Consider the following 19,214-nt stretch of genomic DNA (forward strand, 5'->3'; position numbering starts at 1 on the left):
CGGCGACGCCGGTCCTACCGAGCGGGGCGCAGGATGACCGCGCCGAGTGGCGGAATGCGCACCTCGGCGCTCCATTGCCATTCGCCGATGCCGCGCGCGGTCGCCTCGACCTTCCCGAGATTGCCCACGCCTGAGCCGCCGTAGGCCTCAGCGTCGGTGTTGAGCACCTCTTCCCACTCGCCTCCCGACGGCAGCCCCAGCCGATAGCGCTCGTGGGGTACACCGGCGAAGTTGACCACCACCGCCACGGGCTCGCCGCGGCTGTCCCACCGCAGGTATGCGATCAGGTTGCGATCAGACGAGTCCGCGTCGACCCAGGTGAAGCCCTGTGAATCGGCGTCGCGCTCCCACAATGCCGGCATGTCTCGGTAGAGACCGTTGAGATCCCGCACGAGATCCTTGAGTCCGGAGTGAAGCTGATCGTCGAGGTGCCACCAGTCGATCGACCGGCCCTCGGACCACTCCGCCTCCTGCCCGATCTCGTCGCCCATGAAGATGAGCTGCTTGCCCGGGTGGGTCCACTGGTACGCGTAGAGGGCTCTCAGACCAGCGACCTTCTGCCAATGATCCCCCGGCATGCGCGTCAGCAGCGATCCCTTGCCATGCACGACCTCGTCATGGCTGAGGGGCAGCATGAAGTGCTCCGAGAACGCATACATCAGGGAGAACGTGATCGTGTGGTGGTGGTATGAACGGTTGATCGTGTCCTCGCGCAGATAGCGCAGGGTGTCGTTCATCCAGCCCATGTTCCATTTGAGCCCGAAACCGAGCCCGCCACCGGACGTGGGTGCCGTGACGCCCGGCCATGCGGTGGACTCCTCGGCCACCATCACGATGCCCGGGCACACCCGATACGCGGTGGCGTTGGTCTCCTGCAGGAAGGCGATCGCGTCGAGGTTCTCGCGGCCACCGTGGATGTTCGGGCGCCATTGTCCCGCGCTGCGGGAGTAGTCCAGGTAGAGCATGGATGCGACGGCGTCGACGCGCAGGCCGTCGGCGTGGAACTCCTGGAGCCAATACAGCGCGTTTGCGACGAGGAAGTTGCGAACCTCGCGCCGGCCGAAGTCGAAGATGAAGGTGCCCCAGTCGGGCTGCTCGCCGCGCAGCGGGTCGGGGTGCTCATACAACGGGGTGCCGTCGAAGCGGCCGAGCGCCCACTCATCCTTGGGGAAGTGTCCGGGGACCCAGTCGAGCAGCACGCCCACGCCGGCCTGGTGCAGCTCGTCGATCAGATAGCGCAGCTCGTCAGGAGAGCCGAACCTGGAGTCGGGGGCGTAGTACGAGGTCACCTGGTATCCCCAGGACCCGCCGAACGGGTGCCCCATCACCGGCATGAGCTCCACGTGAGTGAAGCCCATCTCGGACACGTAGTCGACGAGCTCGCGCGCCAATTCCCGGTAGCCGAGCCCCTGGCGCCACGATCCGAGGTGGACCTCGTAGACGCTCATGGGCGAGCGGTGCGGCTCTGAGTTCGTGCGCTTGGCCATCCAGTCGTCGTCGCGCCACTCGTACGAGGATTCGGTGACGACCGATGCGGTCAGGGGCGGCAACTCGATGCACCGGGCCATGGGGTCGGCCTTCTGCTTCCAGTGGCCATCCCTGCCAAGAATCTCGTATTTGTAATTGGTGCCGTCGCCGACGCCGGGAACGAACAGCTCCCACAGTCCGGAGGATCCGAGCGAGCGCATGGCGTGCGTGACGCCGTTCCAGCTGTTGAAATCGCCGACCACGCGCACGGCGCGGGCGTTGGGAGCCCACACCACGAAGGAGGTGCCGGTGACGTCTCCGAGCACGGAGGGGAACCGGCGCACGTTCGCGCCCAGCACGTCCCACAGGCGCTCGTGCCGCCCCTCGCGGAACAGGTGCTGGTCGAGCTCGCCGGGGCCGGGCAGGAACCGGTAGGGATCGTCCTGCACGAGCGGTTCGCCGTCGTAGGTGACATGCACGCGATAGTCGGGTGCATCTTCGCCGGGGAGTTCGGCGCGCCATACTCCCTCGTGTTCGTGGACCGCCTCGAATGACCCGTCGAGCGTCTCGATGCTCACCTTGCTCGCAAGGGGCCGCAGCACCCTCACCGTGACACCGTCGCTGTCGACGTGGGGACCGAGCACGGCATGCGGCTCGTGGTGGGTGCCCGCCGCGATCTCTCGGAGCGCGCTCGTGTCAATGTCCTTGGCCGTCATTGCGCATCACCAGCCTGTCCGTCGTTCGAGGTACGGCGCCGGTGAGGCGCCGGCCTCTTGCCTCGCATGGACGAGTTCGCGTTCATCCTTCTCACCCTAGCGCCATGCCGAGCGCCCGGACCGTGGATAGCCCTCACAGTCCGCGCACCCCGGCGACGTGCGCCATCGTCTCCGCCGGGTCGAACTTCACGTAGAACTCCTTGCCCCAGGTGTACGTCGCATCGGTGAGGGCGTCGTCGACGACCATGCGGGCGTCGTCCGTGAGGCCAAGTGCCGCCATGTCGAGGGTGATGATCGCGTCGCGCACCACGTGGGGGTCGAGGCTCACCGCGACGATCACGGTGTCGGCTTTGCCGGTGGGGGATTCGGCCGCGGGCACGTGTCGCGAGAAGCACAAGATGTCCTCGTTGGAGCTCTTGTGCAGCGTGAGCCCTCGCAGGCGGCGCAGGGCGACGTGGCGCTTGCGGGCGGCGTTCAGCCGCACCAGCACGTCCTTCACGCCGTAACGATCGGCTGCAGCCCAGTCTCGCGGCTTGAACTCGTACTTCTCGTTGTCGATCTGCTCCTCGACCCCGGGGCGCGGGACATTCTCAACGAACTCGTAGCCGGTGTAGATGCCGTAGCTGGGCGATCCTGCGGCGGCGAGCACGGCACGAGCCTTGAACAGGGGGGCGCCGCCCGCCTGCATGTCGGGCGTGAGGATGTCGTGCGTGGTCGGCCAGAAGTTCGGGCGCATGTAGAACGAGGATTCCCTGCTCGACACCTCCGTCAGGTACTCGCCCATCTCCGCGGCGCTCTGGCGCCACGTGAAGTATGTGTACGACTGGTGGAAGCCGATGCGCGCGAGTGTGTGCATCATCGCCGGGCGAGTGAACGCCTCGGACAGGAAGATCACCTCGGGGTGCTCGCGTGCGATGTCCCGCAGCAGTCGCTCCCAGAAGGTGAGCGGCTTGGTGTGGGGGTTGTCGACGCGGAACAGGGTCACGCCCGCGTCGATCCACACCTGTACGACGCCGCGCACGGCCTGGTAGATCCCTTCGGGGTCGTTGTCGAAGTTGAGCGGGTAGATGTCCTGGTACTTCTTGGGCGGGTTCTCCGCGTAGGCGATCGTGCCGTCGGTCCGCGTCGTGAACCACTCGGGGTGCTCGGTCACCCACGGGTGGTCCGGCGAGCACTGGAGTGCGAGGTCGAGTGCCACCTCGAGACCGAGTTCATTCGCCCGGCCGACGAAGGTGCGGAAGGAGCGCATCGTGCCCAGGTCCTTATGGATCGCATCGTGCCCGCCTTCGGCAGAGCCGATCGCGTACGGGCTGCCCGGGTCTCCTGGTTCCGCGCGCAGCGAGTTGTTGCGGCCCTTGCGGTGGGTGTCTCCGATGGGATGGATCGGCGTGAGGTAGACCACGTCGAAGCCCATGTCGGCGATTCCAGGCAGCCTCTTCGCCGCAGTCGCGAACGTGCCCGAGCGCCACTCGCCGGCAGACTTCACGTAGCGGGCGCCCTCGGAGCGCGGGAAGATCTCGTACCAGGCAGAGACCAGCGCCTTCTCCCGTTGGATGAGCAATGGGTAGACCGCGGAGGGGCTCACCCATTCGCGTAGCGGGCGCGCCGTCATCTCGGCGGCCATCTCGTCGCTGATCGCGGGGGCGAGCCGTGCCTCGGGAGCCAGCGATTGGTCGCCCAGCGTCTCGATCGCCGCGGTGAGCCGCGCCTTGCCGGCGGCGGTGCGGCGCACCTCCTTGAGGGCACGTGAGAGGACCGTGACCCCGTCGTCGAGCATGAGCTGGACGTCGACGCCCGCCTTGACCTTCACCTCGGCCGCATGCGCCCAGGTCGCGTACGGATCGGACCATGCCTCGACATGGAAGGTGTGGTGCCCCTCGAGCTTGGGAATCCACGCCGCCTCGTACAGGGCGTTGCCCCAGTCCGTGCATGGCATCGGGAGGACGTCGCGTTTGCCGTCAGGACGGGTGACGACCACGGTGGCGCCCTCCGCGTCGTGGCCTTCGCGGAAGATGGTGGCCCAGATGGGCACCGCCTCCCCGACGACTGCGCGGGCCGGCCAGCGGCCTTCTTCGAGGGAGGGACCTACCCCGACAATCGGGATGCGTCCGACGGACAGTTCTCCAGGGAACGGCATGTTCCGAACCTACCCGCTCTCGACGGTGTTCGATAGCGCACGCCGCTCGGTTCGCGTGGATGAGGGCCGATGCTGGGGCCGGCTGCTGCGCCTCAGGCGGTCTAGCGCACGCTGAGTTCGATAGGCACTCTCGCGGACACAGCAAGGCCCTCGCCGGCGGCGTCGGGGGATACCTAGCGCCCGGACTTCCTCACGGTCGCGACGGCGCCCGCGAGCCACCGGACGACCGCCGCGACTACTCGCTCCTACCTGCCGCCGCGTCCCTCACATGACTGTGGCGCGGCACCTTCGGGCGCCGCGCCACAGTCGCGTGAGGAGACTTGGCCTGACTAGACCTCGGACAGGTACAGGCGCACGGTCTGCGCCTCGAGTGTCTCTGTCTGCCCAGGGGTGACCACCTCGATGTCGACGCCCTCCGGCGTCTCCCATGCGGAGTCCCACATGAGGCGCCAGGGGTTGCCGTCATCGAACGGGATCGTGACGTCCACCGGTTCCCGCCAGCCGTTGATGACGAGCAGCGCATCGGGCTCGCCGATGTCGGACAGCGACCGCATGAACTGGACCACGCGCGTGCTGGGGTCCTCCCACCAGTCCTCGGTCTCGGGCTCACCGGTAGCGGTGAACCAGGCCGAATCAGCGCGAGGATTGGTGTCGTTGGGACGCGGGTCGCGACCCTCGTAGAACGTCGCGGGCCGTAGCACCCGGTGCAGCAGGCGCAGGTTCACGAGGTGGGCGACGCTCGCGCGCAGATCCTTCTGCCAGGGCTCGTGCGACCAGTTCAGCCACGAGATCTCGTTGTCCTGGCAGTAGGCGTTGTTGTTGCCGCCTTGGCTGTTGCCGAACTCGTCCCCGGACAGCAGCATGGGTGTGCCGGCTGACAGCAACGTGGTGCCGAGCAGGTTGCGGACCGACCGGCGACGCAACGCGAGGATGTCCTCGTTGTCTGTGGCGCCCTCGATGCCGTGGTTCCAGGACCTGTTGTTGTCGGTGCCGTCGCGGTTGTCCTCGCCGTTGGCCTCGTTGTGCTTGCCGTTGTAGGCGGTGAGGTCGTGCGCCGTGAAGCCGTCGTGACACGTGACGAAGTTGATCGACGCGAGCGGACCGCGTGCGAGTGGCGGCTCGGTGTGGCCGAAAAGATCCGACGAACCGGCCAGCCGGGTGGCGAGCTCGGGTGCCGTGGGGTGGTGGCGGGCGCCCTTGGCGGTGTCGGTCAGCCAGAACGAGCGGATCCGGTCGCGGAACCTGTCGTTCCACTCGGTCATGGGCGCCGGGAAATTGCCCACCTGCCAGCCACCCAGCCCCGTGTCCCACGGCTCGGCGATGAGCTTGACGCCGCCCAGCACGCTGTCCATGGTGAGTCCCACGAGGAACGGGTGACGAGTCGAGAAGCCGTGGCCGGTGCGGCCCAGCGTCACCGCGAGGTCGAAACGGAAGCCGTCGACCCCCACCTCCTCGACCCAGAACTTGAGCGAGTCGATGGCCATCTGCACCACGCGGGGGTGCGTGAAGTCCAGCGTGTTTCCGGTGCCGGTCATGTCGTCGTAGTGGCCCGGGGAGTGCGGCTGGTGCTTGTAGTAGTCGTGATTGTCGAGGCCGCGCCAGCTGAGCACGCGATCGCCCCAGCCGGCCTCAGCCGTGTGGTTGTAGACCACGTCGAGGATGACTTCGAGTCCGGCCTGGTGCAGCAGGTCGACCATGCCCACGAACTCGTCGAGCACGCCCTGCGCACCCTTGGCCCGCGCCTCGGCGGTCGCGTACGGCGCGTGGGGCGCGAAGAAGCCCGCTGTGGAGTAGCCCCAGTAGTTGCTCAGTCCGGTGTGGTCAAGGTGGGGCTCGGACGCGAACGCGTGAACGGGCAGCAGCTCGATGGTCGTGACGCCCAGCGACTTGAGGTACTCGACAGAGGCGGGGTGCGCCAGCCCGGCGTAGGTGCCGCGCAACTCCTCGGGCACGGCCTCCATCTGCTTGGTGAAGCCCTTGACGTGCAGCTCGTAGATGACGGTGTCTTCCCACGGCACCCACGGGTGCGGGGTCTGCCACGAGCCGCCCGGCTCGACGGTGACCACGGAGCGCGGCATCAGCGGAGCCGTGTCGGTCGCGTCGCGGTTGGACAGCAGCGTCTGGGCGCCCTCGGCGTTCATGGGGGTGAAGTCGCCCTCGATGCCGCGACCGTACGGGTCGAGCAGCAGCTTCGCGGGGTTGTACCGGTGGCCCTTGTTGGGCTGCCACGGACCCGCGGCTCGGAATCCGTAGAGCTGTCCTTCGGCGATCTCGGGCACGTACGCGTGCCAGACGCCGGCGGATGGCCCGTGCAGCGCAATGCGCTCCTCGACGCCGTCCGCATCGAACAGGCAGAGGTCGACAGCGGTGGCGTGGCCGGCGTAGACGCCGACCACCGCGCCGCCCTCGACGAGGTGGACGCCCAGGCGGTGGGGCGTGGGGGATGGGGTGACACCTTCTCGGGACATGCCCCTATTGTGCCTGTGGCGACGCGGCCGGGTGGTACGTAGCGATGCCCAATCTCCTCAGCAGGCTCGTTCGAGGGTGGAGGCGGCCCCCTCCTACGAGCGCGGCACAGCCTCCAGAGCCGCCCGGGCTCGAGAGCCGTGAAGCGCCGACGGTGCACCGCCTTGCCACCGCTAGGCTTGGCGCATGCGAATCCTCGTCACGGTCAAGCACGTCCCGGACCTTCAGTCCAACCGGTCGTTCACCGACGGCACGGTCACGCGGACCGCAGAGGACGGCTCCATGAACGAGCTCGACGAGCACGCGGTCGAGGCCGCCCTTCAGCTGGTCGAGGAGGCCGGCGAGGGAGAGGTCTACGCGCTCACTGTGGGCGGGCCCGATGCTGTCTCGGCTGTGCGCAAGGCACTCCAGCTCGGAGCCCACCACGCGATCCACGTCAGCGATGAGGGCATCGCCGGATCGGATGTGTTCGGCACCGCGATGATCATCGGCGCCGCCGTGCGCAAGGTGCACGCGGAGGCTCCGCTCGACATGGTCATCACCGGCATGGCGGCCCTCGATGGCCTCACCTCGATGCTGCCCACCGCGCTCGCGGCCGAGCTGGACTGGTCCCAGCTGACCCTCGCATCGGCCGTCTCCGTGGCTGACGGGGAGGCGACCATCGAGCGCCACCTGCCCGACGCGCACGAGACCGTCACGGCGCCCCTGCCCGCGGTCGTTTCCGTGACCGACGAGGCCAACAAGCCCCGCTACCCGAACTTCAAGCTGATCATGGCCGCCCGCAAGGCCGAGGTGCCCGTGTGGACCCTCGCCGATCTGGGGATCGACCCTGCGCTCGTGGGCGGCGATGCCGCGCGCGCCACGGTGGTGGACGCCTCCGAGCGGCCTCCCCGCGCGAACCGTACGCAGGTCACCGACAAGGGGGAGGGCGGCCGCGAGTTGGCCGAGTTCCTCATCGAGAAGGGACTCGCATGAGCACCGCCACCGTCGCAGTTCTGATCGAGCATCGAGACGGGGCCGTCACGCACCCGTCGCTCGAGGCGCTCACGCTGGCGCGTTCGCTGGGCACGCCCGTCGCGGTGTGGCTGGGCGATGCCCCTGCGGCCGATGCTGTCGCCCAGCTGGGCGAATACGGCGCCTCCGAGGTGCGCGTGGTGGATATCGGTGCGGAGTCGCGCTTGCCCGCCAAGGCGGCCGCCGCAATCGCGGCCGCGACGCAGGACGTCCCCGTGCTGGTGGTGATCTCGACGTTCGTTACCAAGGAGATCGCGACCCGGCTCGCTGTGCTGAACGGCGCCGGCGTCGTGGTTGACGCCGCGGGCGCTTCGATGGTCGACGGTCGTGTCGAGACCTTCCAGACTGTCTTCGCCGCCACCTGGAATGTGCGCACTCGCATCGATGCCGACCGCGCGATCGTCGGGGTGCGGCCCAACACGACTCAGGCGACGCCGGCCGAGAAGCCGGCTGCCGCGACCGTGAGCCGGGTCGAGGTGACGCTGCCGCAGACCCGCGAGCGCATCGTCTCCGTGGAGATGGTGGAGCAGGGTGAGGGAGTGCCGTTGGCCGAGGCTCCTGTCGTGGTCTCGGGCGGGCGCGGAACGAATGGTGACTACACGCTGGTGGCGGAGTTCGCCGAGCTGCTAGGGGGCGCCGTCGGCGCCTCGCGAGACGCGACCGACGAGGGCTGGATCAGTCACGAGCACATGGTGGGGCAGACCGGTACCACCGTCACGCCCGCGCTGTACGTGGCGTGCGGCATCTCGGGCGCGGTGCACCACCGCGGCGGCATGCAGGCCTCCGGCACCATCGTGGCGATCAACATGGATCCCGACGCACCCATCTTCGAAATCAGCGATTTCGGCGTCGTAGGCAGCATGTTCGACGTGATCCCTCAGGCAATCGAGACCATCAAGGAGCACCGGGCCTCATCGGTGTAGGTGCTCTTTCCCGCGCATCGGGCGAATACGCAGCCCCGTCATAGAACGGACACCTGCTGTTACGTTTCTCGTCGCGCGCGAGAAGGGTTGTGTGCCTACTGTGTGAAGGGTGAAACCTCTCTCATCACCGAAGCGCAGAGTCGCCGCCGCCACCATCGTCACCGCAATGAGCGGATCACTCATGATCGCCTTCCCCGCCAGCGCGGGCGTGCCGATCGATCCTGAGCCGGAACTCGCCACGACGACTTCCGTTCAATTCCTCGGCACCAACGACTTCCACGGCCGGATCCTTCCGGACTTCGACTCGGGTGAGGCCGGGGCTGCGGTGATGGCCGGTGCGGTCAAGCAACTGCAGGGCCCGTACACGAACACGGTGTTCGGGGCGGCAGGCGACCTCATCGGTGCCTCGTCGTTCGAGAGCTCGGTGGCGGGCGACAAGCCCACGATCGACGTCCTGAACTCCATGGGCCTCGACGTCTCGGCTGTGGGCAACCACGAGTTCGACCAGGGTTACGACGACCTGGTGAACCGGGTCATGAACGAAGACGCCACCGACGGCGGTGCCACCTGGGAGTACCTGGGTGCCAACGTGAGGATCGAGGAGGACGGTTCGGCCGCCCTTCCCGAGACCTGGCTGGCGACGTTCGACAACGCCACGCCCGACGACACGGCCGACGATGTCAGCATCGGCTTCGTCGGTGTCGTGACCGACTCCACACCTTCCCTCGTCTCGCCTGCCGGCATTGAGGGCCTCGAGTTCGAGAAAGAGGCCGTGGCCGCTAACCGCTCCGCGGCGATGCTCGAAGACGAGGGCGCGGACGCCATCGTGCTGCTGGTGCACGAAGGCGCCCCGACCACCGACTACGCAGACGCGGTCGACCCCAGCAACGACTTCGGGGAGATGATCTCTGAGTTGGACGATTCGATCGATGCCGTCATGTCCGGCCACACCCACCTGGAGTACAACCACGAGGTCCCTGTCGCCACGTGGGCGGGTCGGGACTTCGGTCGCCCGGTGGTCTCCTCCGGCCAGTACGGCATGAATCTCAACGAACTCGTGTTCGAGTTCGACAACGTCACCGACGAACTCATCGGCATCGACTCCTCCGTGATCGACATCGCTGAGACCGAGCAGGTAGACCCCGGGTGCACGGGAACCGAAGAGGAGCCGTGCGAGACGACTCCTGTCTTCCCTGCGGACGCTGAGGTCCAGGCGCTCGTCGACGCTGCCGAGGAGGCTTCTGAGGAGTTGGGCGCCCGCACCATTGGCGAGCTCACCGATCCGCTCTACCGGGCTCGGACCGAGGGTGGATCGTTCGGCAGCACGCGCGGCGCGGAGTCCACTCTGGGTAACGCGATTGCCGATGTTCACCTGTGGGCCACCGAGGCGAATGGTGCCGAGATCGCGTTCATGAACCCGGGTGGTCTGCGCGCTGACCTGCTCGGCACGGCCGGCGGCACTGGGGACTACCCGACCGACGTGTCATTCCGGCAGGCCTACGACGTGCAGCCCTTTGGGAACACGCTGTCGACCATGGATCTCACCGGCTCACAGATTGCCGAGCTCCTCGAGGAGCAGTGGCAGCCTGCCGGCTCATCCCGTCCGTTCCTGCGGCTGGGCGTGTCAGAGGGCTTCGAGTACACCTATGACGCGACCGCGGAGCCGGGCGACCGCATCGTCCAGATGTGGCTGAACGACGAGCCGATCGATCTCGACGAGGTTTACACGGTGGCGACGAACTCGTTCCTCGCATCGGGTGGTGACAACTTCTCCACCTTCACCGAGGGTGCCGACGTCCAGGACACCGCACGCGTGGACCGGGACATCATGGTCAGCTACATGGAGGCGAACGATGCCTTGGGCACCGACTACGGCCAGCGCGCGATCGGCCTGCAGGCCGACACCCTTGAGGTCGCGGCAGGCGACGAGATCTCGTTCGACCTGACGTCGCTGATGTTCACCGCGCCGACCGATCTGGTCGACGAGACCGTGACCGTCAGCCTGGGCCGTGGCGAGTTGGGCACCTTCCCAGTGACCAACGAACTGCCGACCGACATCCTGGATGAGCACGGCACCGCGTCCGTGACTGTCACGATTCCGGCCGGGGTCTCCGGCGACGTGGTGCTCTGGGTCGAGGGCGACACCACCGGCACCCGCTTTCCGATCGCGATCACGGTCATGGGTGACGGATTCTCGGATGTCAACGGCAACGAGCACGCCGCGGCGATCGAGTGGCTCGCCAGCGAGGGCATCACGCAGGGATGGCCGGACGGAACCTTCCGTCCTTTCCACAACGCGACGCGCGATGCTGTGGCCACGTTCCTCTACCGCATCGAGGGCTCGCCCGAGTTCACGCCCACGGGACAGACGTTCCCGGACGTGCCGTCCTCGCTCGAGCACTACGCCTCGGTCGAGTGGCTCGCCAGTGAGGGCATCACCCAGGGATACTCGGACGGCACCTTCCGCCCGTTCGGAAACATCACCCGTGACGCCTTCGTCGCCTACCTCTACCGTCTGGAGGGCGAGCCTGCCGTCAGTGCAGAGGCGGGCTTCCCCGATGTGAACTCGGAGATGGAGCACGCCGACGCGATCGCGTGGGCCGCCGAGGTGGGTGTGACCGAGGGCTGGGACGACGGCACCTTCCGTCCGTTCGAGCCGATCACCCGTGACGCCATCGCGGCCATGCTGTTCCGCTACGACGCTCTCCCGCAGCAGTCCTGACCGGTCGGCAGGCGCCCGCCCCCCTGGGGCGGGCGCCTGTTGCTGCTTGGGGGCAGCGAGCGCACGGCGATCGCTGACCAGAACCCGCCTCCCATGCGCACGCCGACGGCGTTCGGCGCACAGAACCTATGTACAGGGGAGCGCGCGGCGCGGGTGCTAGCCGCGGGTGTCGATCGACAGTCCCAGTTCCTCCCACGCGTCGATCTCGGCGGCGAGGCCCTCGGCCTTCCCGCGCCCCTGCGTGATGGCGTGCCGGCCGGCGAGCAGGTGGAGGGGAGGATCGTCCATCTGGGCGATCTGCAGCAGCACGCGTGCAAGGGCATGCGGGCACCGGGCTGGTTGCCCGGCAGCGCGTCGATGCGCTGCCAGTACGGGTCCATCACCTCGGCGTAGTCGTCGAGCCCATCGTGCACCTTGGTGCCCGAGGGGATCCACTGCGACTGCACCGGGCCGGGCTCGACGATGCTCACCTTGACACCTAAGTGCGACACCTCCTTGCACAGTGACTCCATGAACCCGGATACGGCCCACTTAGAGGCGCTGTAGTAGCCCAGTCCTGCGGAGCCGCGCACGCCCGCGATCGACGAGATGGTGATGATGTGGCCCGCGCGCCGCTCGCGCAAGTGGGGGAGGAACGCCGTGGTGACTGCGGCGGCGCCCCAGAAGTTCGCCTCCATCACCGCCCTGGCATCCGCGGGCGGCGTCTCCTCGATGGTCGCGAAGGCGCCGATCCCTGCATTGTTCACGACCACGTCGACGCCGCCGGCACGGCGTTCGGCTTCCTCGACGGCCGAGGTGACGGCGTTCTCGTCGGTCACGTCCAGCGCGAGGGCGATGATCTGCTCGGGATAGCCGGCCACGAGATCGTCGAGCGTCTCGCGGCGACGGGCGGTGGCGACCACGGTATGGCCCGCGTCGGCAGCGGCCTGTGCGGTGGCGCGGCCAATCCCTGTCGAACAGCCGGTGATGAACCAAGTAGCCATGTGTGCTCCTCATGTGATCCTTCGGACACGCTACCGCGGGCGTACTGAGATGGATCAGGACCGCGGGCCGCCCTTTCGGCCAACGCAACGTGGTGGACACACAGTTTTCACCCAGTGTTTCCCCGCTCGCCGCGCTTGGTGCGGAGAGCAGCCCTAGCGTGGGATCAACCGGACATACAGGGAGCTACCATGCAACGACGCGCCACCGCCTCTGCAGTACTTCTCGCGCTGGGGGTGACCGCCGCATCGGCGCTTCCCTCGGCCGCAGACACCCCGACGGAACTGCTCGTCTCGGAGTACGTCGAGGGGTCGAGCTTCAACAAGGCAGTCGAGATCTACAACGGCACCGGCGAGGCAGTGGACCTCGAGCCCTACGTCCTCACCCAATATTCGAATGGCAACACCTCGGCGTCGGTGAATCTCGACCTGACCGGGACGCTGGCGGCCGGCGATGTATTCGTCGTGGCGCACTCCAGCGCGGACCCGGCGATTCTCGCCCAGGCGGATCTCACCAGCGGCGCGGGCCTGTTCAACGGTGACGATGCACTGGTGCTGTACCGGGATGAGGCCGTGGTCGACGCGTTCGGCCAGGTGGGCGTCGACCCGGGTTCGCAGTGGCCGGGCGGAGGCGCTGATGACACGCTGCGCCGCCTCGCCACGGTATGCGCCGGAGACACCGACCCATTCGACGAGTTCGACGTCGCAGACGAGTGGGAGGTGTTCCCCACCAACACGTTCGACGGCCTGGGGTCTCACGCGACTGAGTGTGACGGCGGCCCGGTCGAGGACGAGGCCCCCGCAGTCGCCTCGACAACCCCCGCGGACGGTGCGCTGGGCGTGAGCCCCGCCGCATCGCTCGAGGTGGAGTTCACCGAGCCGGTGGTCGCCGACGGCGCCTTCGCGGTGGAGTGCACCGAGTCCGGTGCGCTGTCGCTCGCTGTCGACGCTGGCCCCACCACCTTCACTCTCACGCCGGATGCCGAGCTCGCGGAAGGCGAGGAATGCACGCTGACCGTGACCGCATCGGCCGTCACGGACGTGGACACGAACGATCCGCCGGATGCGATGGAGGGCGACCTCACCGCGACGTTCACCGTCTCGGACGGCCCGCTGCTCATCAGCACGGTTCAGGGCGATGGCGAGGAGTCGCCGCTCGTGGGCCAGACGGTCACCGTCGAGGGGGTGGTCGTGGGCGACTACGAGGGCGCGAGCCCCAACCTGCGCGGCTTCTACCTCCAGTCCCGCGACGAGGATGCGGACGGCGACCCGGCGACGTCGGAGGGCATCTTCGTGTTCCACGGCAACGAGGACGAGGTGTCGCTCGGCGACGTCGTCTCCGTCACCGGCGAGGTGGCCGAGTACCAGGGCCAGACGCAGATCGGGTTCCCCGACGACCTCGCGGTGCTCGACACCGGTGCGTCCGTGACGCCGGCTTCGGTGTCGCTGCCCTTCGCCGATGCGGACGAGGCCGAGCGCTACGAGGGCATGGCCGTCGAGTTCGGCCAGGGGCTGTACGTCACCGAGTTCTACCAGTTGGGCAGGTTCGGCGAGATCACTGTCTCAAGCGGTGACCGGCTCGACCAGCCCACCACGGTCGCCGAGCCCGGTCCCGAGGCGAACGCGGTCCAGGCCGCGAACGACCTCAATAGGATCAAGCTCGACGACGCCCTCAACAACCAGAACCCCGACCCCATCATCTACGGCGGTGGCGGGGACCCGTTGACGGCGGACAACACGCTGCGCGGCGGCGACTCGGTTACTGGACTGACCGGTGTGATGACGTACACCTGGGCCGGCAACTCTGCCTCGGGCAACGCCTGGCGCGTTCGGCCCGCTTCGCCAGATGCGGATGCGCCGGTGTTCGAGTCGAACAACCCGCGTCCGGTGAGTGCCCCCGAGGTCGGTGGCTCCGTTCAGGTCGCGAGCTTCAACGTGCTCAACTACTTCACGACGATCGACGGCGACGGCCCCATCTGTGGCCCCGTGGGCAGCGAGCAGTTCTGCCGAGGCGCGGACTCCGAACTCGAGTTGGAGCGTCAGACCGAGAAGCTGGTCGCGGCGATGCTCGAGCTGGACGCCGACGTGATCGGCATCATGGAGATGGAGAACACCCCGGGTGTCGAGCCGCTCGCGTACCTCGCGGAAGCGATCAACGGAGTCGCCGGCGCGGGGACGTACTCCTACGTGGACTCGGGTGCCATCGGCACAGACGTGATCCGGGTCGGGTTCCTGTACAACACCACGACGGTCAGTGAGGCTGGCGACTTCGCGGTGCTGGACTCGAGCGTCGACCCCAGGTTCGACGACAGCAACAACCGGCCTGCGCTCGCGCAGACCTTCGAGGAGACCGCCACCGGAGAGACCTTCACCGCTGTCGCGAACCACTGGAAGTCCAAGGGCAGCTGCCCCTCCAGCGGCGCCAACGCTGACCAGGGCGATGGCGCGGCGTGCTGGAACGAGACCCGCACGCTGGCAGCGGAGGCGATCGTGGACTGGGTCGCGACTTCGCCCACCGGCGTCGAGGACCCCGATGTCTTCATCCTTGGAGACCTCAACTCGTACGCGCAGGAGGACCCCATCGACGTGCTGCGCGACGCGGGCTACGTCGACATGGCCGCAGATGGGTACGGGTACGTGTTCGACGGTCAGTGGGGATCGCTCGACTACGTGTTCGCCTCGTCGAGCCTCGCGGAGCAGGTGACGGGCTCGGCGCACGTGAACATCAACGCGGACGAGCCGTCGGTCTTGGATTACAACACCGATTTCAAGTCCGAGGCGCAGATCGACTACCTCTACTCGCCCGACTGGTACCGCACGTCGGACCACGACCCCGTGTTGGTCGGGCTGGACCTCGACTCCGGACCGGCACCGACCCCGATCTGCGAGATCAGTTACACGATTCACGGCCAGCGGCCCGGAGGCTTCATCTCTCAGCTGTGGGTCACGAACACCTCCGACGAGCCGATCACCGGGTGGGAGGTCGAGTGGACCTTCGCAGGCGATGAGCAGGTGACCAACCTGTGGAGCGGGCAGGCCACGCAGCAGGGCGCCGATGTCAGTGTCGAGTCCATGCCGTGGAACGGGACCATCAGGCCGGGCAAGCGCACCACCTTCGGGTTCGTTGGCGCCAGCGTCGACGGGCCGCTCGACATCGAGGAGTTCGTGCTGAACGGGTCGAGTTGCACTGTGCTGCCTTAGTTGCCTTGGCGCCGTAGCTCGCTCCAGCTCGTCTCACCGCGATGGCCGATGCGCGCCCCGTGTGCGCATCGGCCAGCGGGCCGGGCCAACTGTGCGCCTCCGTCGCGCGCCGCGGTCACCGTGGCGGGTCGCACTCGGGTGATCCGTCCGGTCGGCGGCGAGTTCCACCCGGACCTCACCGAGCCAGACGGGGTGTCACACGTCGTTCACACAAGAGTTACGCAGGCTTTTCCTGGGAGCAACGGGACAGGCGTTCTCGCTTCGTAGAGTGAAGATCGTGACTTCCCCAACATCACTCACGCGCCGATTCGGCGCTGCTTCTGCACTTGGCGCGCTAGGCGCCTCTCTACTCGTCGCGGTGCCGGCCGCCGCGGCCGAACCCGCCTCGGATCTGATCCTGTCGGAGTACGTCGAGGGCTCGAGCTTCAATAAGGCCGTCGAGATCTACAACCCCACCGGCGCGACCGTCGACCTGAGCGGCTACTCCCTTGAGCTCTACTCGAATGGCAATATTCCCGCGCAGACCACGCTCGATCTCGCGGGCGCGTTGCCCGCCGGCGAAACCCACGTGATCGTCAACACACAGTCCGAGGCCGCTTTGCTCGCGCTGGCAGACGAGGAGAACAACGTCGCGAACTTCAACGGCGACGATTCCCTCGTGCTCAACAACGGCGACGTGGTGATCGACTCGTTCGGCCAACTGGAAGTCGACCCCGGCTCCGAGTGGACCGGCGGCGGCCAGAACGACACGCTGCGCCGCAGCGCGACCGTGTGCGCCGGTGACACCGACCCCTCCGACGCGTTCGACGCCTCGGTCGAGTGGGAGACCTTCGACCAGGACACGTTCGACGGTCTCGGCACGCACACGGTGAACTGCGACGGCGGCCCCGCCCCGGACGTCGCGCCCACCGTTGCTGAGGTCGACCCCGCTGACGGCGCCGTGGGCGTCCCCACTGAGGTCGCGCCCGTCGTCACGTTCTCCGAGCCCGTGTCCGTCGAGGACGGCACGTTCTCGCTCCAGTGCGACAACGCGGGGCTCACCATCGCGGTCACCGGAGATGCGGACACGTACACGGTGACGCCCGACCAGTCCCTCACGGAGGCCGCCGAGTGCGAGCTCACCGTGGATGCCTCAACCGTCGCCGACCTCGATGGGGAGACGCAGAACCCCATGCAGGAGGACTACGCCTCGACCTTCACCGTGAGCGAGGGCGTGGTGACGATCGGCACCGTGCAGGGCGAGACCGACGAGTCCCCCTACAACGGCCAGACGGTGACCGTCGAGGGTGTCGTCGTGGGCGACTACGAGGGCACCGGTGCGATCCTCGGCGGCTTCTATCTCCAGTCACGTGACGAGGACGCCGATGACAACCCGGCGACCTCCGAGGGCATCTACGTCTACTACGAGGAAGAGACCGACCTAGTGTCGCTGGGCGACGTCGTCTCGGTGACCGGTGAGGTCGACGAATTCCAGGGCCAGACGCAGATCGCCTTCCCGGACGTCGTCGAGGTTCTCGAGGGCGAGACCGCGACCGCGACCCCCGCATCGGTCACGCTGCCCTTCGCAGACGATGACGAGGCCGAGCGCTACGAGGGCATGGCCGTCGAGTTCGACCAGGAGCTGTTTTTGACCGAGTTCTACCAGCTCGGACGCTTTGGAGAGGTCACCGTCTCGAGCGGCGGCCGCCAGGACCAGCCGACCGCGGTGGTCGAGCCGGGCAACGAGGCGAATGCGCTTCAGGCCGCGAACGACCTGGGCCGGATCAAGCTCGACGACGCCTTCAACAACCAGAACCCCGAGACCATCATCTACGGTGGCGGCGGCGAGCCTCTGACGGCGGACAACCCGCTGCGCGGTGGCGACTCCGTGACCGGTCTCACTGGCGTCATGACCTACACCTGGGCAGGCAACTCGGCCTCGGGCAACGCGTGGCGCGTGCGCCCGGCCTCTGCCGAGTCGGACGCCCCGGTGTTCGAGTCCAAGAACCCCCGTCCGACGGCAGCTCCCGAGGTCGGCGGTTCGCTGAAGGTCGCAAGCTTCAACGTGCTCAACTACTTCACGACCATCGACGGCGACGGGCCCATCTGTGGTCCCGTCGGCAACGAGCAGTACTGCCGCGGCGCGGACTCACAGTTGGAGCTCGACCGTCAGACCGAGAAGTTGGTCGACGCCATGGTCAAGCTCGACGCCGACGTGATCGGCATCATGGAGATGGAGAACACCGCCGGCGTCGAGCCGCTGGCGTACCTCGCCGAGCAGATCAACGCCGAGGTGGGCGAAGGCACCTACTCGTACGTCGATTCCGGCGTGATCGGTTCCGACGTGATCCGGGTGGGCATTCTCTACGACACGACGGCGGTAACGGAGGCCGGCTCGATCGCGGTGCTCGACTCCGACGTCGATGAGCGTTTTGACGACAGCAACAACCGCCCAGCGCTTGCGCAGGCGTTCGAGGAGACCGCCACCGGAGAGACCTTCACGGTGGTCGCGAACCACTGGAAGTCGAAGGGCAGCTGCGCGAGCAGCGGACCCAACTCCGACCTTGGCGACGGGGCGGCCTGCTGGAACGAGACCCGCACCCTCGCGGCAGAGGCGATGGTCGACTGGCTGGAGACCTCACCCACCGGGGTTGAGGACGACGACGTGTTCATCCTGGGAGACCTCAACTCGTACGCACAGGAGGACCCGATCGATGTCCTCCGCGAGGCGGGCTACGTCGACCAGGGCGAGGACGGGTACGGATACGTCTTCGACGGGCAGTGGGGCGCGCTGGACTACGTGTTCGCCTCGCAGAGCCTTGCCGTGCAGGTCACCGGTGCGGCTCACGTGAACATCAACGCTGACGAGGTCCCGGTCCTGGACTACAACACCGACTTCAAGTCGGAAGCCCAGATCCAGGACCTCTACGCACCGAACTGGTACCGCACCTCGGACCACGACCCGCTGCTGGTGGGTCTTGCTCTCGGTGACACCACGCCCACCTTCTCCGACGTGGACGAGTCCCTCGAGCACTACGAGGACATCCTGTGGATGGCGGAACAGGGCATTTCGACCGGTTGGGACGACGGCACGTTCCGTCCGTTCGACCACGCCACGCGCGACGCCATCGCGGCGTTCCTGTTCCGTTGGCAGGACGCCGCTCCGGTCCAGGCCGGTGACGACGTCCCGAGCGACGTGGATGAGTCTCTCGAGCACTATGAGGACATCATCTGGCTGCTCGAGTCGGGCTACGCCGAGGGGTGGGAGGACGGCACGTTCCGTCCGTTCGATTCCGTCACTCGCGACGCGATGGCGGCGTTCCTCTACCGGATCGCCGGCGAGCCCGAGTTCACCGCCCCGCAGGAGCCGACGTTCTCGGACGTGACTGCGGACAGCTCGGAGCACTACCTCGCGATCGAGTGGGCCGCTGACGCCGGGATCGTCGAGGGCTGGGACGACGGCACCTTCCGTCCGTTCGAGCCTGTGACCCGTGACGCGATCGCCGCGTTCCTGAGCCGCGCCTCGGCTCGCTGACACCGATCAGGCATGACGCCCGTCCCCGGATCCTTCCGGGGGCGGGCGTCTTGCTGCGTCGATAGACTTCCCGA

General features: G+C 67.5%; 9 protein-coding genes. 5 read left to right on the forward strand and 4 right to left on the reverse strand.

Annotated elements, in window-relative coordinates; all coding sequences use genetic code 11:
- Window positions 1-14: 14 nt before the first annotated feature.
- The 3 genes from glgB to glgX all read right to left on the reverse strand — a co-directional run bounded on the left by glgB (window position 15) and on the right by glgX (window position 6,788).
- On the reverse strand, window positions 15-2,183 hold the full coding sequence (glgB, locus tag ACNI3K_RS05490; RefSeq protein WP_419390834.1) for a 1,4-alpha-glucan branching protein GlgB: 2,169 nt from the start codon (window positions 2,181-2,183) through the stop codon (window positions 15-17).
- Between the two features lie 133 nt (window positions 2,184-2,316).
- The gene (locus ACNI3K_RS05495; RefSeq protein ID WP_419390835.1) at window positions 2,317-4,320 is read right to left on the reverse strand and encodes an alpha-1,4-glucan--maltose-1-phosphate maltosyltransferase; all 2,004 of its coding nucleotides are present in this window, start codon (window positions 4,318-4,320) and stop codon (window positions 2,317-2,319) included.
- A gap of 329 nt (window positions 4,321-4,649) precedes the next feature.
- Complete coding sequence (glgX, locus tag ACNI3K_RS05500) at window positions 4,650-6,788, reverse strand: glycogen debranching protein GlgX (RefSeq protein ID WP_419390836.1); 2,139 nt, start codon at window positions 6,786-6,788, stop codon at window positions 4,650-4,652.
- 184 nt (window positions 6,789-6,972) lie between these two features.
- Between glgX and ACNI3K_RS05505 the strand changes: the two genes are divergently transcribed.
- The 3 genes from ACNI3K_RS05505 (at window position 6,973) to ACNI3K_RS05515 (ending at window position 11,445) form a co-directional block, all read left to right on the forward strand.
- On the forward strand, window positions 6,973-7,761 hold the full coding sequence (locus ACNI3K_RS05505; RefSeq protein ID WP_419390837.1) for an electron transfer flavoprotein subunit beta/FixA family protein: 789 nt from the start codon (window positions 6,973-6,975) through the stop codon (window positions 7,759-7,761).
- Window positions 7,758-8,723 carry an electron transfer flavoprotein subunit alpha/FixB family protein gene (locus ACNI3K_RS05510; protein WP_419390838.1) on the forward strand — a complete coding sequence of 322 codons (966 nt, stop codon included), beginning with the start codon at window positions 7,758-7,760 and terminating at the stop codon, window positions 8,721-8,723. The genes ACNI3K_RS05505 and ACNI3K_RS05510 overlap by 4 nt, the downstream gene beginning before the upstream one ends.
- 166 nt (window positions 8,724-8,889) lie before the next feature.
- Complete coding sequence (locus ACNI3K_RS05515; protein WP_419390839.1) at window positions 8,890-11,445, forward strand: 5'-nucleotidase C-terminal domain-containing protein; 2,556 nt, start codon at window positions 8,890-8,892, stop codon at window positions 11,443-11,445.
- Here the strand turns inward: ACNI3K_RS05515 and ACNI3K_RS05520 are convergent.
- On the reverse strand, window positions 11,418-12,428 hold the full coding sequence (locus ACNI3K_RS05520) for an SDR family NAD(P)-dependent oxidoreductase (protein WP_419390840.1): 1,011 nt from the start codon (window positions 12,426-12,428) through the stop codon (window positions 11,418-11,420). The genes ACNI3K_RS05515 and ACNI3K_RS05520 overlap by 28 nt on opposite strands.
- Window positions 12,429-12,617: 189 nt before the next feature.
- Here ACNI3K_RS05520 and ACNI3K_RS05525 point away from each other — a divergent pair, with 189 nt between their 5' ends.
- On the forward strand, window positions 12,618-15,626 hold the full coding sequence (locus ACNI3K_RS05525) for an ExeM/NucH family extracellular endonuclease (protein WP_419390841.1): 3,009 nt from the start codon (window positions 12,618-12,620) through the stop codon (window positions 15,624-15,626).
- A gap of 277 nt (window positions 15,627-15,903) precedes the next feature.
- Window positions 15,904-19,140, forward strand: a complete 3,237-nt coding sequence (locus tag ACNI3K_RS05530) for an ExeM/NucH family extracellular endonuclease (protein WP_419390842.1) — start codon at window positions 15,904-15,906, stop codon at window positions 19,138-19,140.
- Window positions 19,141-19,214 lie beyond the last annotated feature (74 nt).

Source organism: Demequina ureilytica, assembly GCF_048553575.1.
Classification (GTDB): domain Bacteria; phylum Actinomycetota; class Actinomycetes; order Actinomycetales; family Demequinaceae; genus Demequina.

Bases quoted from the DNA above. Each gene is read 5' to 3' on its own strand.
- glgX (WP_419390836.1), bottom strand. From the start codon at position 6,788: ATGTCCCGAGAAGGTGTCACCCCATCCCCCACGCCCCACCGCCTGGGC.
- ACNI3K_RS05525 (WP_419390841.1), top strand. From the start codon at position 12,618: ATGCAACGACGCGCCACCGCCTCTGCAGTACTTCTCGCGCTGGGGGTG.
- ACNI3K_RS05510 (WP_419390838.1), top strand. From the start codon at position 7,758: ATGAGCACCGCCACCGTCGCAGTTCTGATCGAGCATCGAGACGGGGCC.
- ACNI3K_RS05505 (WP_419390837.1), top strand. From the start codon at position 6,973: ATGCGAATCCTCGTCACGGTCAAGCACGTCCCGGACCTTCAGTCCAAC.
- ACNI3K_RS05520 (WP_419390840.1), bottom strand. From the start codon at position 12,428: ATGGCTACTTGGTTCATCACCGGCTGTTCGACAGGGATTGGCCGCGCC.
- glgB (WP_419390834.1), bottom strand. From the start codon at position 2,183: ATGACGGCCAAGGACATTGACACGAGCGCGCTCCGAGAGATCGCGGCG.
- ACNI3K_RS05495 (WP_419390835.1), bottom strand. From the start codon at position 4,320: ATGCCGTTCCCTGGAGAACTGTCCGTCGGACGCATCCCGATTGTCGGG.
- ACNI3K_RS05515 (WP_419390839.1), top strand. From the start codon at position 8,890: ATGAGCGGATCACTCATGATCGCCTTCCCCGCCAGCGCGGGCGTGCCG.